This window comes from Allokutzneria sp. NRRL B-24872 (assembly GCF_002155965.1).
Classification (GTDB): domain Bacteria; phylum Actinomycetota; class Actinomycetes; order Mycobacteriales; family Pseudonocardiaceae; genus Allokutzneria.
In genome coordinates this window covers 79,073-95,580 of sequence record NZ_MUMH01000041.1, presented here as the reverse complement: position 1 = coordinate 95,580, position 16,508 = coordinate 79,073, and the positions used below count along the sequence as shown (strand labels likewise).

At 70.3% G+C, this 16,508-nt stretch carries 9 protein-coding genes; 1 reads left to right on the top strand and 8 read right to left on the bottom strand.

Annotated features, from left to right (window positions below):
- Window positions 1-58: 58 nt before the first annotated feature.
- The 4 genes from rpoB to CCN37_RS11805 form a co-directional block, all read right to left on the bottom strand.
- Window positions 59-3,550 (bottom strand): DNA-directed RNA polymerase subunit beta, encoded by a 3,492-nt coding sequence (gene rpoB, locus CCN37_RS11820; protein ID WP_086820773.1) that lies wholly within the window; start codon window positions 3,548-3,550, stop codon window positions 59-61.
- Between the two features lie 578 nt (window positions 3,551-4,128).
- Window positions 4,129-4,785, bottom strand: coding sequence for a response regulator transcription factor (locus CCN37_RS11815; RefSeq protein ID WP_086820772.1), 657 nt, complete (start codon window positions 4,783-4,785; stop codon window positions 4,129-4,131).
- 50 nt (window positions 4,786-4,835) lie between these two features.
- A complete protein-coding gene (locus CCN37_RS11810) occupies window positions 4,836-6,116 on the bottom strand; it encodes a sensor domain-containing protein (protein WP_168200635.1) in 1,281 nt (426 codons plus the stop codon).
- A gap of 79 nt (window positions 6,117-6,195) precedes the next feature.
- Window positions 6,196-7,683, bottom strand: coding sequence for a DUF3239 domain-containing protein (locus CCN37_RS11805; protein WP_168200634.1), 1,488 nt, complete (start codon window positions 7,681-7,683; stop codon window positions 6,196-6,198).
- Window positions 7,684-7,792: 109 nt separating this feature from the next.
- Between CCN37_RS11805 and CCN37_RS11800 the strand changes: the two genes are divergently transcribed.
- On the top strand, window positions 7,793-8,401 hold the full coding sequence (locus tag CCN37_RS11800; RefSeq protein WP_086820769.1) for a TetR/AcrR family transcriptional regulator: 609 nt from the start codon (window positions 7,793-7,795) through the stop codon (window positions 8,399-8,401).
- A gap of 355 nt (window positions 8,402-8,756) precedes the next feature.
- Here the strand turns inward: CCN37_RS11800 and CCN37_RS11790 are convergent, their stop codons facing one another.
- From CCN37_RS11790 to CCN37_RS11775, 4 genes are all read right to left on the bottom strand, one after another.
- Window positions 8,757-9,740 carry a zinc-binding dehydrogenase gene (locus tag CCN37_RS11790; protein ID WP_086820767.1) on the bottom strand — a complete coding sequence of 328 codons (984 nt, stop codon included), beginning with the start codon at window positions 9,738-9,740 and terminating at the stop codon, window positions 8,757-8,759.
- Window positions 9,741-9,806: 66 nt separating this feature from the next.
- Complete coding sequence (locus CCN37_RS11785; protein WP_086820766.1) at window positions 9,807-11,291, bottom strand: alpha/beta hydrolase; 1,485 nt, start codon at window positions 11,289-11,291, stop codon at window positions 9,807-9,809.
- A gap of 116 nt (window positions 11,292-11,407) precedes the next feature.
- Window positions 11,408-12,679 (bottom strand): M1 family metallopeptidase, encoded by a 1,272-nt coding sequence (locus tag CCN37_RS11780; RefSeq protein ID WP_086820765.1) that lies wholly within the window; start codon window positions 12,677-12,679, stop codon window positions 11,408-11,410.
- Window positions 12,676-16,461, bottom strand: a complete 3,786-nt coding sequence (locus CCN37_RS11775; protein WP_086820764.1) for a Pls/PosA family non-ribosomal peptide synthetase — start codon at window positions 16,459-16,461, stop codon at window positions 12,676-12,678. The genes CCN37_RS11780 and CCN37_RS11775 overlap by 4 nt, the downstream gene beginning before the upstream one ends.
- Between the last annotated feature and the right edge of the window lie 47 nt (window positions 16,462-16,508).

Below are 16,508 nucleotides of genomic sequence, written 5' to 3'. Positions count from 1 at the left end.
ACCTCGCTGCCCGGGAGCGGGTGGGCGGGGTGCCCTTCCCCGCTCCCGGGCAGCGAGGTCAATTCATGACGTCGTCGACGGACGGCGACTCGACCCTGGACAGGTTGATTCCGAGGTTCGCGGCTGCGCGCTCCAGGTCCTCGTCGTCGGTGTCGCGCATCTCGATGGCGGCACCGTCGCTGGAGAGCACCTCGACGTTCAGGCACAGCGACTGGAGCTCCTTGAGGAGCACCTTGAACGACTCGGGGATACCCGGCTCGGGGATGTTGTCGCCCTTGACGATGGCCTCGTAGACCTTCACGCGGCCGATCACGTCGTCGGACTTGATCGTCAGCAGCTCCTGGAGCGTGTACGCGGCTCCGTAGGCCTGCATCGCCCAGCACTCCATCTCACCGAAGCGCTGGCCACCGAACTGGGCCTTACCGCCGAGCGGCTGCTGGGTGATCATGGAGTACGGACCGGTCGAACGGGCGTGGATCTTGTCGTCGACCAGGTGCAGCAGCTTGAGGATGTACATGTAGCCGACCGAGGTCGGGTACGGGTACGGCTCGCCGCTGCGGCCGTCGAACAGCTGTGCCTTGCCGTCGCCGCCGACCATCCGCTCGCCGTCCCGGTTGGGCTGGGTCGAGGACAGCAGGCCGGTGATCTCCTCCTCGCGAGCACCGTCGAACACCGGGGTGGCGGTGTTCGTGCCGGGGTCGACCTGGAGCAGCTCCTCCGGCATGCGCTTGGCCCAGTCCGGGTCCCCGTTGATGCTCCAGCCCTGCTGGGCGATCCACCCGAGGTGGATCTCCAGGATCTGGCCGATGTTCATACGACGGGGCACACCGTGGGTGTTCAGCACGACGTCGACGGGGGTGCCGTCGGCGAGGAACGGCATGTCCTCGACGGGGAGGATCTTGCCGATGACGCCCTTGTTGCCGTGGCGGCCGGCGAGCTTGTCGCCGTCCTGGATCTTGCGCTTCTGCGCGACGTAGACCCGGACCAGCTCGTTCACGCCGGGGGGCAGCTCGTCGTCGTCCTCGCGGCTGAAGACCCGGATGCCGATGACCTTGCCGGTCTCGCCGTGCGGGACCTTCAGCGAGGTGTCGCGCACCTCGCGGGCCTTCTCACCGAAGATGGCGCGCAGCAGGCGCTCCTCGGGGGTCAGCTCGGTCTCGCCCTTGGGCGTGACCTTGCCGACGAGGATGTCGCCGTCGCGGACCTCGGCACCGATGCGGATGATGCCGCGCTCGTCGAGGTCGGCGAGCACGTCCTCGGAGACGTTCGGGATGTCCCGGGTGATCTCCTCGGCGCCCAGCTTGGTGTCGCGGGCGTCGATCTCGTGCTCCTCGATGTGGATCGACGTGAGCACGTCGTCCTGCACGAGGCGCTGCGAGAGGACGATCGCGTCCTCGTAGTTGTGGCCTTCCCACGGCATGATCGCGACGAGCAGGTTCTTGCCCAGCGCCATCTCGCCGTTCTGGGTGCACGGGCCGTCCGCGATGACCTGGCCGACCTCGACCCGGTCACCCTCGTTCACGATGGGCTTCTGGTTGATGCAGGTGCCCTGGTTGGAACGGCGGAACTTGTGCAGCCGGTAGGTCTGGCGGGTGCCGTCGTCGGCCATCACCGTGGCGTAGTCGGCGCACAGCTCCTCGACCACACCGGCCTTCTCGGCCACCACGACGTCGCCCGCGTCGATCGCGGCGCGCAGCTCCATGCCGGTGCCGACCAGCGGGGACTCGCTGCGCAGCAGCGGGACCGCCTGGCGCTGCATGTTCGCGCCCATCAGCGCGCGGTTGGCGTCGTCGTGCTCGAGGAAGGGGATCATCGCGGTCGCGACGGAGACCATCTGCCGGGGCGAGACGTCGATGTAGTCGACGCCCTGCGGCGTGACCAGGTCGACCTCGCCGCCCTTGCGGCGGATGAGGACGCGCTCCTCGGTGAAGTTGCCGACGTCGTCGAGCACGGCGTTCGCCTGCGCGATGACGTGCCGGTCCTCCTCGTCCGCGGTCAGGTAGTCGATCTGGTCGGTGACCTGGCCGTCGACGACCTTGCGGTACGGCGTCTCGATGAAGCCGAACGGGTTGACCCGCCCGAAGCACGCGAGCGAGCCGATCAGGCCGATGTTCGGGCCTTCCGGGGTCTCGATCGGGCACATGCGGCCGTAGTGCGAGGAGTGGACGTCGCGGACCTCGAAGCCCGCGCGCTCACGGGAGAGACCACCCGGGCCGAGCGCCGAGAGGCGGCGCTTGTGGGTCAGGCCGTCGAGCGGGTTGGTCTGCTGCATGAACTGCGACAGCTGCGAGGTGCCGAAGAACTCCTTGATCGCCGCCACGACGGGGCGGATGTTGATCAGGGTCTGCGGCGTGATCGCCTCGACGTCCTGGGTGGTCATCCGCTCGCGGACGACGCGCTCCATCCGGGACAGACCCACGCGGATCTGGTTCTGGATGAGCTCACCGACGGTGCGCAGGCGGCGGTTGCCGAAGTGGTCGATGTCGTCGACCTCGACCGGCACCTCGACGACGTCCTCGCCCTGGCCGACCGACATCTTCACCTCGCCCGCGTGCAGGCGCACGAGGTACTCGATGGTGGTGACGATGTCTTCCTCGGTCAGCACGCCGGTGGTGAACGGCATGTTGGTGCCGATCTTCTTGTTCACCTTGTAGCGGCCGACCTTGGCGAGGTCGTAGCGCTTCTCCTTGAAGAACAGGTTCTCCAGGAGGGTCTGCGCGCTCTCCTTGGTCGGCGGCTCGCCCGGGCGGAGCTTGCGGTAGATGTCGAGCAGGGCCTCGTCCTGGCCCGCGGTGTGGTCCTTCTCCAGCGTCTGCATGAGCGTCTCGCTGAAGCCGAACCGCTCGCGGATCGCCTCGGTCGTCCAGCCCAGCGCCTTCAGCAGCACGGTGACCGGCTGGCGGCGCTTGCGGTCGATGCGCACACCGACGGTGTCGCGCTTGTCGACGTCGAACTCGAGCCACGCGCCGCGGCTCGGGATGATCTTGACGCTGTAGACGTCCTTCTCGGTCGTCTTGTCGATCGCGTGATCGAAGTAGACGCCAGGGGACCGCACGAGCTGGGAGACCACGACCCGCTCGGTGCCGTTGATGACGAAGGTGCCCTTGTCGGTCATCCGGGGGAAGTCACCCATGAAGACCGTCTGGCTCTTGATCTCGCCAGTGGTGTGGTTGGTGAACTCCGCGGTGACGAACAGCGGCGCCGCGTAGGTCATGTCCTTGTCCTTGCACTCCTCGACGGAGGCCTTGACCTCGTCGAAGCGCGGGTCGGAGAAGGACAGCGACATGGTGCCGGAGAAGTCCTCGATCGGGGAGATCTCGTTGAGGACCTCCTCGAGGCCACCGGAGGGGTTCTCGTCGCCTGCGTCGATGCGGCGCTGGAACCAGGCATCGGCGCCGATGAGCCATTCGAAAGACTCGTTCTGCAGAGCGAGGAGGTCGGGAATCTCCAGGGGCTCACGAATCTTCGCGAACGAGACCCTCTTGGGCGCTCCAGGGATCCCCGCCGTGGAGTTGGTCGCAGTGGCCTTGGTCGCGCGGGAGACTGCCAAGATGCGTCCTTCCAGGGACTGTTGCCAGCTTGAGCCGGGGACGACCCATCTAGCACAGTTGTCAAGAGGTGCGGTAGTGCCCTGAGATCCTAAGCCCCGGGGTAGGGCACGGAGAAAGAGGGCAGCGCAAAGGGGCAGTCTAGCCACGCGAACGGCGACTGTCGAGTGGGACCGGCCAGAAGAACCGCCCACTGCTCAGGGACAGAGTGACCTCAACGCGACCATCCGTCAAGGTGCCACGCGTTGATCACTCCCCTGGCGCAAAGCGCTCTCACCAGCCGTAACCGGGGGAAGGGGCGATCACCGGCGAAAACGCGGGAAGAGCGAGCCCTCGCCCCCTGGCCAGGAGCGTCGGAGAAGAGTATGGCGAACGCCACACCGACATCGCCAACCGGGGGTCTTTACAAATGGCCCAGGTCACGTCTCGGAGCGCCGAACGGTCGCTCACGACCGTTCAACGGCGGCCCGGTCGAGGCTCAGCGCAGCACGATGTCGCTGATCCGCCAGCGACCGTCGACGCGGCACTCCTCCGGCAGCGCCCGCACGTCACCGAGGGGCCAGCCGCCCGGCACGCCTGGCTAGGCCTTCAGCCAGGCCAGGACGGCGAGGACGCGGCGGTGGTCGTCGTTGGACGGCGGCAGCGTGAGCTTGGTGAAGATCGACGAGATGTGCTTCTCCACGGCCCCGCCGCTGACCGACAGCGAGCGCGCGATGGCGGTGTTGGTGCGGCCCTCGGCCATCAGCGCCAGCACCTCGCGCTCACGCGGCGTCAGTTCGGTCAGCGGGTCGTTGCGGCGGCGCAGCGCGAACAGCCCGGCGACGACCTCGGGGTCGAGCACGGTGCCGCCGTCGGCCACGCGGTGCAGCGCGTCGGAGAGCTCGTCGAGCTTGGAGATGCGGTCCTTCAGCAGGTAACCGACGCCGCCGGAGCCGGGCTGACCCGCCTCGGCGAGCAGGTCGGAGGCGTAGGACTCCTCCACGTACTGCGAGAGCACGAGCACGCCGAGACCGGGCACCGCGGAGCGGGCGCGCATGGCGGCGCGCAGGCCCTCGTCGGTGAACGAGGGCGGCATCCGCACGTCGACGACGGCGATGTCCGGCCGGTGCTCGATCGCGACCTCGACGAGCGAGTCACCGTCACCGACGGCGGCCACGACGGTCGCCCCGGCCTCGCCGAGCAGCCGGACAAGGCCCTCGCGCAGCAGGACGGAGTCCTCGGCCAACACAACGCGCACCGCGTCACCCCTCTTCGAGTTCGAGGGGTAACGCTACCGGTGCGCACGGCTCAGGTCAGGGGGATGTCGGCGGTGAGCACGGTCGGTCCGCCGGAGGGGCTGGCGATGTCGAGCCTGCCGTCCACGGCGGAGAGCCGGTCCATCAGGCCGGAGAGACCGTGGCCCTTGCCGACGTGCGCGCCGCCGTTGCCGTTGTCGCGGACCTGGAGCAGCAGCACGTGCGCGTCGCGCCGCACGGTGACGGTGCACAGGGACGCCCCGGAGTGCTTGGCCACGTTGGTCAGGGCCTCGCTGACCACGAAGTACGCGGCGTTCTCCACGGATTCGGGCAGCCGCTCACCGGTCTCCAGGTCGATGTCCAGCGCGACCTCGACGGGGCACCGGGCAGCGGTCGCCGTGAGCGCCGCGCGCAGGCCTCGGTCGGTGAGGATCGGCGGGGCGATGCCACGGGAGACCGCGCGCAGCTCGGACAGCGCTTCCTGGCTCTGCACAAGCGCTTCCTCGATCAGCGGGCGCGCGGCCTCGGGATCGTCGTCGAGCCTGCGGCGCACGGCTTCGAGGTCCATGTTCAGCCGGACCAGCCGCTGCTGCGGGCCGTCGTGGATGTCGCGCTCGACCCGGCGCAGCGTCTGCGCCTCGGCCTGCACGGCGGCGGTGCGGCTGGTGGTCAGCTGCTCGGTGCGGGCCCGCAGCGCGGCGGCCTCGTTGGTGAGCATCAGCCGCACCATGCCCGCCTCGAAGGCGGCCAGCCCGCGCAGCACGTACGGCAGCGTCAGCGCGAAGAACAACCCGATCGCCACGTAACCGGTGAGGTGGATGAACTCCGAGTTCATCCCGAGCAGCGCGAACAGGTGCACGTTGTCGTTGGGCAGCGACCACTCCCACAGGGGGTAGGTCACGCCGCCGAGCGCGCCCGCCGACCACGTGATCGTCAGCGACCAGGTCACCACGCGCACGGGCAGCTGGACGAAGCCGAAGAGCAGGTCCCGCCAGGACTGCGGGTCCTGGAGCGAGCGCCACAGCCGCCCGAAGCCGCGCCCCTCGTTGCGGCGGTAGTAGGTCGGCGGGAGGTCGCGGCGGTAGAGCCAGCGCACCCGCGCCCGCTCACCGGAGGCGTAGCCGCGCGCCGCGGCGTGGCAGCCGGCGAGGATACCGATGCCGATCCAGATCACCGTCAGGCCGACACCCAGCCAGAAGGTCACCATCAGCGGGATGAACGTGGCCAGCGCGATGAACAGGCCGGGAATCAGGTAGCCGAAGTCCCTGCGAGCCTGGGCCCAGGTCACCGGGACCGGCTGGTACCGGTCGATGCCGGTCGCGTTCGTGGTCATGGCACAAGCCTGTTCTCTCGGCGCTGCCCGTTCCATCCGGCGGCCCGCACACCGCTGGTGGGGCTAACCCCACCCCTGATCAGGTCCCGCGCATGCGGTGCGGCAGTTCCTCGTGGGTCAGCAGGAGGGTGTGGTCGGTGGTCCCGGAGACGATCCGCGCGCGCTCCAGGTTGTGCTCCAGGTAGGCCCACTCGATCTCGTCGATCTCCTCGACGGCGCGCTTGATCGTGGCCTTGTCGGCGGTGCCCCACGCGACCGGGACGGCGACGACGAAGTCCCAGTAGCCCATGCGCGCCCACGGGTGGTCCGGGCTGCTGGAGAAGCGGCACGTCACCGGAACCCGCTCGCCGACCGAGAGCGGGTGCCCCGGGAGGTGCTCCGCGCGCAGCGTGTGCAGCGCGAAGCGCCGGGGGACGTCGCGCGTCGTGGTCACGTCGGCCATCACGAGCACGGTCGCGGCGCCGGCGCTGTCCAGGTGGGAGATCATCCCCGGGCTGAGCGCACCCCGGCGGAAGTACTGGTAGGGACTGCCGTTGGTGCGCCGCGCTCGCAGCAGGAACAGCCCGCCGAGCACCGCCAGCCCGAGCAGGCAGCCGCCGACGACGTAGCCCCACAACTGTCCACTGAGGACGAACGCGGCTCCGGCGAGCGCCAGGACCGCGCTGGTCATGCCGACGGTGATCAGCCACGGCCGGTCACCCCGCCGGTAGATCTCGTTGTACTGGCGCGCGTGGCCGCGATCGGGCTGGAAGTCGAAGCGCCGCTGACCGTTCTTCGGCGACCACGACGTCCCCCGGATGAGCGGGAACACCGGGACGGCCTCCGGCGAGACGTGCGGCTGGCCGCGGTCGTCCCACGCCAGCTCCACGCCGAAGCGCTGCTGCGGGTAACGCAGCTCCGGGGGCAGCTTGTCGGCGGGCAGCACCAGGGGCCGGTCCTTGCCCTTGAGCTGGCTCGCGCCGTGGGCCAGCTCGCCCAGCAGCACCCACTCGGCCGCGTCGATGGACGCGGTGACCTCGCGCAGCACCTGCGCGTCGGCGATCGCCCACGAGACCGGGGAGGCGTCGAAGTGCGACCAGTAGGCCGACTTCCGGCCGCTGAGGTCGTAGGCCACGCACGGGATGCGCTCGCCGGGCGACCACATCGCACCGCCGGGCAGCTGCACCAGGCGCAGGGCGAAACGCGGCACGGTCGTGGGGGAGCGGGACATCTCGGCCATCACCAGCACGGCCGCCCTGCCGTCCTTGCCGACCTCCAGCACGACGCCCGGCACGACCTGGCCGCCGCGGTAGGGGCGCCACGGCTGCCGCCGACCCGCGAGGACGAGCACGACGCCGCCGATGGCGAGCAGCGCGCCCACCACGCCGAGCGCGATCGCCCACCACGGCCCCGTCATCGCCCAGACGCTCAGCGCCAGCACCGGGAAGGCTGCCCACAACGCCCTGCTCAGGCCGGCTCTCCACTGCGCGTAGTGCCCGCTGGTGCTCCGCAGGTGCGCGTCGTCGACCTCCCACTGCTGGTAGCGCTGCGGGTGGGTGGCCGGAAGGCCGTGTCGCGGCTGGTTCAACTCCTGCGCTCCCATGATCGGAGTGGTTCACGAGGAACTTACTTGAGCCGGTGAACCGAGCGCGGGACGCACAGGGGCGTACGTACGTATGAATGGATAGGCTCACTCCGTGGGACATCGCGAAGATCTGCTCGCCGGAGCGAAGCAGTGCCTGTACGAGCGGGGTTACGCGCGCACGACAGCCAGGGACATCGTCGCTGTCTCCGGCGCCAACCTCGCCTCCATCGGGTATCACTTCGGTTCCAAAGAGGCGCTGCTGACGGCCGCGCTCATCGAGGCGACCGAGGAGTGGGCGGCCGCCGTCGCCACCATGTGGTCACCCGATCCGGAGGCGCCCTTCATCGAGCGCTTCGAGTCGTTGTGGAAGGCCGTCGTCGCCTCCCTCGCCGAGCACCGCAACCTCTGGGTGTCCACCTTCGAGGCGCTCAACCAGGCCGAACGCCTGCCCGAGCTGAAGGAACGGCTCTCCGGCGACGTCGAGCACGCCCGCGTCGCCTTCTCCGGCCTCTTCGGTCCCGCACCCGCGCCGACGCCGCAGTCCGCTCCCCCGGTCGACGCCGAGCACGCCGATCGAGCCGTGGGCGCCTTCTACGTGGCGCTCATGCAGGGCCTCATGGTGCAGCGCCTGCTCGACCCGGAGCGCGCCCCCACCGGCGAGGACCTGGCGCTAGCCCTCCGCACCATCATCGAGCGCGCCGCACCCCAACCACCTGAATGACTCGTTCAGTCCGTTGAACGTGCTGAACGAGTCATTCAGCACGCCCAACCACCTCAACGAGTCATTCAGGGACTTCCCGGCGGGCGCTCGCGGCTGCGGTGACCGGGTCGTTCGGCGTGCGGTTCGAGGAGATCGCGGGTGGTCGTGGCACCCCCAACGGCCCGTTCGGTGCGCCCAACCACCTGAATGACTCGTTCAGTCCGTTGAATCACCTCAACGAGTCATTCAGCGCGAAGCCGGAGGCGGTCGGAGCGCGCGCTTCGGCGAGGTGGTGGCGGGTCAGCCAACGGCCCGTTTGACGCGTTGAACGCCCTGAACGGGTCGTTCAGGGCTTAAGCGGCGTGGAGACGTGGGGTCAGGGGGTGAGGATGACCTTGCCGATGGTGGCGCGGGTGGTGAGGGCGGTGTGCGCGGAGGCGGCCTCGCTGAGCGGGATGGGCGGGTTGACCAAGGGGATCAGTTCGCCGGCCGCGAGCGCGTCCATGGCGCGGCGTTCGAGAGCGCGGAGGCCGCCGGCGCGCTGGATGACGGTGGGGCCGATGGCGACGCCAGCGGTGAGGCCGCGGGCCCACAGGTCCTCCTGCGAGATCTTGGTGGACTCCCCGGCGGACCACCCGAAGAAGTAGACGCGCCCGCCCGCGCCGAGCAGGTCGAGCGACGCCTGGCCGACGGAGCCGCCGACGCTGTCGAGGACGAGGGTGACCTGGCGGTCGCCGAGCAGTGAGCGGACCTGGGCGGCCCAGTCCTCCTGCGTGTAGTCCACGGCGATCTCCGCGCCGAGCCCGCGCACGAGGTCGACCTTCGCCGAGCCGCCCGCGAGGCCGATGACGGTCGCGCCGACGTTGCGCCCGTGCTGCACCAAGAGGTTTCCGATACCGCCCGCGGCAGCGGTCACGAGCACGACGTCATCAGAGGTGATGGCGGCGGAGTGCAGGACGGCCATGGTGGTGCGGCCGGTGCCGATCATCGCGACGGCGGCACCGTCCGAGACACCAGAAGGGATGTCGTAGAGCGATTCCACCTGAGCCACGGCCAGTTCCGCGTAGCCGCCGCTGGCCATGCCGAGGTGCGCGACGACGCGGCGGCCGAGCCAGTCGTCGGAAACGCCGGGGCCGACCGCGTCGACGACCCCGGCGACCTCGCGGCCCGGGGTCATCGGCAGCTCGGGCAGCGGCATCGGGCCGCCGCCGATCCCGGCCCTGATCGTGGTGTCGATCAGGTGCACGCCCGAGGCGGAAACCCTGATCCTGACCGACCCCTCACCAGGTGAGGGGTCGGGGACCTCCTGGTAGAGAAGGGTTTCCGCCGGGCCGAACTCGTGCTGCCGGATCGCGTGCATCTCGTCTCCTCGCTCGTCGAGCTGTCGGAGACGACGCTAGAAGCCAAACTGAGGTTGAGGTCAAGCTCAGAACGGCTGCTGGTTCGGTTTGCAGACGAGCCCGGCCTTCGGCAGCTCCACCGAGGTCAGGTACTTCTCGGCGGCGGCGTCGACGCAGTCGCTCGACCCGAGGCTGGTGTGCCCGAACGCGTCCACGTCGAGCAGGCGCGCGTTGCCGAGCTGCTCCGACATCCGCTTGGAGAACGTGTACGGCGTCGCCGGGTCGTTGTAGATGCCGACGACCAGCACGGGCGCCGAGGTCTTGGCGTTCCACGGGCCCCGGTAGACCTTCTTCGCGCTCACCGGCCAGTGCGCGCAGCCGACGAAGTCGTGGAACGCCTGGCGCCGCCCGAAAGTAGGCGCGTCGCGCTCCCACGCGGAGGCGACCGAGGGCACGAGCGCGGGCACCTTCGGGAACGGCTTGTCGGAGCAGTTGACGCCGTAGAAAGCGTCGTGCTCGGTGTAGGGGGCGTCCGTCGAGCGGGACTGCGACAGCTGCTGGAGCTCGGTCGCCAGCTTGGCCAGCTCGACGGGGCCGGTCAGCGGGATGGTCTCCAGCACGCCGCCGACCTTCGCGACGAACTGGCTCAACGTCATCGGGCCCTCGCCCTTGCGCAGCCGCTCGCGGATCGCGTCGAACTTCGCGCGCGGGTCACCCTCGCTGAACGCGCACTTCGGGCCCTCTTCCTTGCAGCGCTTGAGGAAGGCCGACAGCGCGTGCTCGAAGGCCAGTGCCCGTTCGCGGTCGTAGCGCAGCGCGTCGTTGGTGCGCAGGGAAGGATCGACCGCGCCGTCGAGGATCATCGCGCGGACCTTGGTGGGGAACAGGTTCGCGTAGGTCGCGCCGAGCAGGGTTCCGTAGGACAGGCCGACGTAGGTCAGCTTCTGATCGCCGACGGCCGCCCTGATCAGGTCGAGGTCGCGTGCGGTGTCCTCCGTGGACATGTGGTTGATGATCGGCCCGCCGACCGCGCCGCAGGACTTCGCGAACTCCGCGTGAGCGTCCACAGTGGACTTGATCTGCGCGGCGGTCACCGGGACCTGGGTCATCCGCGCGCGCAGCGCGTCAGCGCTTTCCTGAGTGGTGAAGCACTTCAGCGGGTTGCTCCGGCCGACGCCGCGCGGGTCGAAGCCGATGAGGTCGAAGCGGTCGGGCACTGAAGAGGGGAACAGCACGCTCGGGATCGTGGCGAGCAGCAGCCCGTCCGCGCCAGGGCCACCGGGGTTGATCACGACCGAGCCGATGCGCTCGGCGGGCTTGGAAGCCGCGCGGCGCAACAACATCAGGTTGATCTTGCTGCCGCTCGGCTTGGCGTGGTCGAGTGGGACGGCGAGGTTCCCGCAGCTGTAGCGGAATCGGTCCTCCGGCGGCACGAAGGTCAACGCGTCCTCGGGGCACGGGCCCCAAGCGACGGGAGCGGCGGGGGACTTGATGACGGGCTGCGCGACGGCGGGTGCTGCTGACCCGATCAGTGCCGCGACGGCCAAGGTGATCACAGGGAACCGAAGCACTGAGAGCCCTCCTCGGGTTTGCCCTCAGCGTCGCACCGCCCACGTGCCACGGGCATCCACAAAAGTGCTCACTCGCAACACTGCGCGGCCTCATCGGCTCCATGCATGCGCAGGCACTAGAGCGGGGGCAGGGGCGCTTCGTCCAACCAGACGCCGAGTAGGGGGCGGACGTCCACGGCGGAGTGGGCTTCTGCCAAGGAGACGAAGTCGGGCGTGGTGGCGGTGGAGTGGCGGTGTGCGGTCGTCCACTCGCGGAGCAGGCGGAAGAATGCACCGTCGCCCATCGCCATGCGCAGCGCGTGCAGGGTCAGCGCGCCGCGCTCGTACACGCGGTCGTCGAAGATCCGCCGCACACCGGGGGCGCTGAGCGTGAGGTCCTGCGGGAGCAGCGAGAGCTTGGCGTGCGAACGCTGCGCGAGCGCGTGGCAGGACCGCCCGTCCGCCTCTGCCCACAACCACTCCGCGTAGGTCGCGAAGCCCTCGTGCAACCAGATGTGCCGCCAGTCCGACGCCGTCACGCTGTTGCCGAACCACTGGTGCGCGAGTTCGTGCGCCACAAGGCGTTCCGAGCCGCGCCGCCCGTCGACGTGGTTGCTTCCGAAGATCGACATCGCCTGCGCCTCGACGGGGACGTCGAGCTCCTCGTCCACCACGACGACGCCGTACTCCGTGAACGGGTAGGGGCCGAAGAGCCGCGAGAACTCCTTGAGCATCCTGGGCTGGTTGGCGAAGTCGTTGCGGAACGCGCGCAGCAGCCGCGCGGGCACGGCGGCGGGCTGGCGCACCGGCGCCTTCGCCAGCTCAGCCGACACGTATCGTCCAATTTGGACAGACACGAGGTAGGGCGAGGTCGGCTCGGGCTGCTCGTAGACCCACGTGCTGCCGGTGTGGGACACCAGCGTGCCGCTCGCGATCACCGTGTAGCTCGGAGCCGTCGTGACCGAGATCCGGTACGCGGCCTTGTCGGCGGGGCGGTCGTTGCACGGGAACCACGAAGAGGCGCCGGTCGGCTGGCTGGCCACCAACGCTCCGTCGGAGAGCTGCGTCCACCCGATCTCGCCCCAGTGGCCGCGATTCGGCCGTGGCACACCGGCGTAGCGCACCTCGACGGTGAACTCCTCGCCCACCGCGAGCACGCGCCCCGGGCGCACGCGGAGCTTGCCGAGCCGGTGCGCGTAGCGAACAGCCTTGCCGTCGAAGAGAATCCGGTCAACGCGCAGCGGACCGAAGTCCAGGCTCACGCTGTTCAGCGCGGAGCGCGCGACGGCGGTGATCACGGCGCGCCCGCCGAGCCGATTCGCCCCGGGGCGGTAGTCCAGGTGCAGGTCGTAGCGCAGGACGGAGTACCCGTCGTCGCCGTGCGCGTCGAGGTAGGACTGCTGCCTCATCCCTTGCGGGCCTTCCCGGTGCGCCACGCGGCGATCGGGTTGCCCAGCCAGCGGGTGTCCGGCGGAACGCTCTCGCCGCTCATCATCAGCGACGCCGGGCCGACCGTGGTGCGCGCGCCGATCGCGGTGCCGGGCAGCGCGATGCCGTGCGGGCCGAGCGTCGCGCCCTCGCCGAGGGTGACCGTGTCCATCCGCATGATCCGATCATGGAACAGGTGGGTCTGGACAACGCACCCCCGGTTGACCGTCGCGCCCCGGCCGATCCGCACGAGATCCGCTTCGGGCAGCCAGTACGACTCGCACCACGCGCCCCGGCCGATCCGGGCGCCGAGCCCGCGCAGCCACAGGTTCATCAGCGGCGTGCCACCGACCGAGCCGACCAGCCACGGCACCGCGAGCACTTCGACGAAGGTGTCGGCCAGCTCGTTGCGCCACACGAACGAACTCCACAGTGGACGCTCGATCCGGCCGAACCGCCCGACCAGCAACCACTTCGCCAGGCAGGCGACCACGCAGGCCACCACGCCCGCGCCCAGCAGCACGAAACCGCTCAGCCACAACGGGACCGAGCGCAGCGCCCAGAGCACGGACACGGCGAGCGCGACCGTGCACATCACCGGGACCACCCGGCACAGCTCGACGAGCGCCCGCGCGATCACGAGCCTGCGCGGCGGGTCGAACGTCCTGCTCTGGTCGCCGGTCTCCGCCACGCGCGGCAGCTTCATCGGCGGCATGCCGAGCCACGAGCTGCCAGCCTTGGCGCGCTTCGGCGTGGACGAGAGCACACCGACGAGGCCGCGGTTGGGCACCGAGCGGCCCGGTGCGGTCATGCCGGAGTTGCCGAGGAACGCGCGCTTGCCGACCCGCGCGGCGGCGATCCGCATCCACCCGCCGCCCAGTTCGTAGGTGCCGACCATTGTGTCGTCAGCGAGGAAAGCGCCGTCTCCGACCGTGGTCATCGAAGGCAGCGCGAGCACCGTCGACGCTTCGACGCGGCGTCCGACCTTCATGCCCAGCGCCCGCAGCCACACGGGCGTGAACAGGCTGGCGTAGAAGGGGAACAGGGCCACGCGCGAGGAGTTCATCAGCCGCTCGGTGGCCCACGCCTGCCACGCGATCCGGCCGTGCACGGGGTGGTAGCCCTCGCGCAGGCCGATGCTCAGCAACCGCACGCTGACCAGCACGAGCACCGCGTAGGTCAGCATGAACAGCACTGTCACCAAGGGAACCGACAGCAGAGACCCGTTGAACGCGACCAGCACGAACACGCTCGGGATCGCGGCGGCGACCGGCAGGAGGTCCAGGAAGAACGAGGTCACGTTGTAGGTCAACGCCCAGCGGCGCTTGTGCTCGGGCCGCTCGTCCGGCCACCGCTGAGCCGCCTTGCCGGAGCGCGCAGCGGGAACTCCGCCCCAGCGCTGGCCCGCCGGGACCGAGCCCAGCACGCACGAGCCGGGCGCGACCTGAGCGCGCTTGCCGATCCGCGCGCCGGGCATCAGCGTGCTGCGTGCGCCGACGGTCGCGCCCGCCCCGACCCGGATGCGGCCGACGTGCAGCACGTCGCCGTCGAGCCAGTGCCCGGTCAGGTCGACCTCGGGCTCGATCGCGCTTCCCTTGCCCAGCTTGAGCATTCCGGTCACCGGCGGCACCGAGTGCAGGTCGACGCCCTGCCCGATCCGCGCGCCGAGCGCCTTGGCGTAGTAGGTCGTCCACGCGCCGGAGAGCTTCGAAGCGCCGCTCAGCTCGGCCAGCTTCTCCGCCGTCCACAGTCTCAAGTGGACACTCCCGCCACGCGGGTAGGAGCCGGGACGCAAGCCGCGCAACAGCAATCGCGCTCCGCCGACCGCGATCCCCAGGCGTCCGGGCGGGCTGATGAACACCACCCAGCCCGCCAGCACCCACCACCACGACACGGCGGGCGTCCAGCCCAGCACGTTGCCCGCGGCGGCGAGCACGGTGACCCACCGCGTCCCGACCACGGTCAGCAGCAGCGGCAGCAACGCGATCTGCGCGAGCCCGGAGCGAATGCGAGTCGGCTGCACGACGCGCTCCGACGAGTCCGTGACCTTGAACTCGTCGAGCCGCGCGGCCAGTTCGGCGACGGTGGAGCGCTGGTAGACGTCGTTGACCGAGCAGCTCGGATAGCGCTGCCGGAGCAGCGAGACCAGCTGCGCGGCGGCCAGGCTGCCACCGCCACTGGCGAAGAAGTCGGTGTCCTTGCTGGCGGGCGGCCTGCCGAGCACTTCGGTCCACTGCTCGGCGAGCCAGGCCTGCGTGCCGTCGAGCTCGGCGGTCTGCTCGGGTGAACTCGGCAGCGGCCACGGCAGCGCGGCGCGGTCGACCTTGCCGGACGTGCGCGTCGGCAGCGTGTCGACGATCGCCAGCAACGGGACCAGCGCGGCCGGGAGCGCGGCGCGCAGCCGGTCGAGCGCGGAAGCCTCGTCGAAGGAGTCCACTGTGGACACCAGGTAGCCGACGAGGATCTGGTTGCCGCCCTTGGTGCCGCGCACGGCGGCCGCCGCGCCAGCCACGTCGGGCAGCGCCTGGAGCGCGGCGTCGACCTCGCCCAGCTCGATCCGACGCCCGCCCAGTTTGACCTGTTCGTCCGCTCTGCCGAGGAAAACGAGGCCTTCGGGCTCCGCGCGGACCAGGTCACCGCTGCGGTAGGCGCGGTCCCAGCCCAGCGACGGCAGCGGCGCGTATTTCTCCGCGTCCTTGGCCGGGTCCAGGTAGCGCGCCAGGCCGACGCCGCCGATGACCAGCTCACCGGAGCCGCCCATCGGGACGAGTTCCCCGGCGGAGTCCACGACGGCCAGCTCCCAGCCGTCCAGCGGAAGACCGATGCGCACAGGGCCCTCGCCGGTCATCTGCGCGCCGCACGCGACGACCGTGGCCTCGGTCGGCCCGTAGGTGTTCCAGACCTCGCGGCCCTCGACGGCCACACGCTCGGCCAGCTCCGGCGGGCACGCTTCGCCGCCGAAGATGAGCAGTCGCACGTCGTCCAGCGCCTCGGACGGCCATAGCGCGGCCAGCGTCGGCACGGTGGACACCACGGTGATCTCGTGCTCGATCAGCCACGGGCCGAGGTCCATTCCCGTTCGCACCAACGCCCTCGGCGCCGCGACGAGGCAGGCGCCGTGCCGCCACGCGAGCCACATCTCCTCGCAGGAGGCGTCGAAGGCCACTGACAGTCCCGCGAGCACGCGATCGCCGGGACCGATCGGTTCGTCCACAAGGAACAGTCGAGCCTCGGCGTCCACGAACGCGGCGGCGCACCGGTGGCTGACCGCGACGCCTTTCGGCTTCCCAGTGGAGCCCGAGGTGAAGATGATCCACGCGTCGTCGTCCGGTCCGGGCTCGCCCGCGACGTGCATCGGCGTGCCGCGCATCGTCAGCTCGCGGCGCTCGCCGAGCACCGCGCACACGTCCGCCTCACCGAAGACCAGATCGGCTCGCTCGTCCGGGTCCTCGGCGTCGACCGGCACGTAGGCCGCGCCCGCCGCGAGCACCGCGAGGATGCTGACGTAAAGGTCCGTCGTGCCCGAGGGCACACGCACACCGACGCGGTCGCCGACGCCGATCCCCACCGCCGCAAGGGAAGCGCGGAGGTCGTCGACCTCGGCCATCAGCGCCCGGTAGGTCAGCGCGGTCGCTCCGGCCCGCAGCGCGTGCGCCGTGGGGTGCAGCCGCGCGGTCTCGGTGACGATGTCGAGCAGCGTGCGCTCCGGCGGCGCGGACGAACCCGCGAACAAGGCCGGAGCCAGCGTCTGCACCGCGGTCATGCGCGTCCTCCGAACTCAGGGAAGCGCTTTTCGGCTGTGCGAAAGGA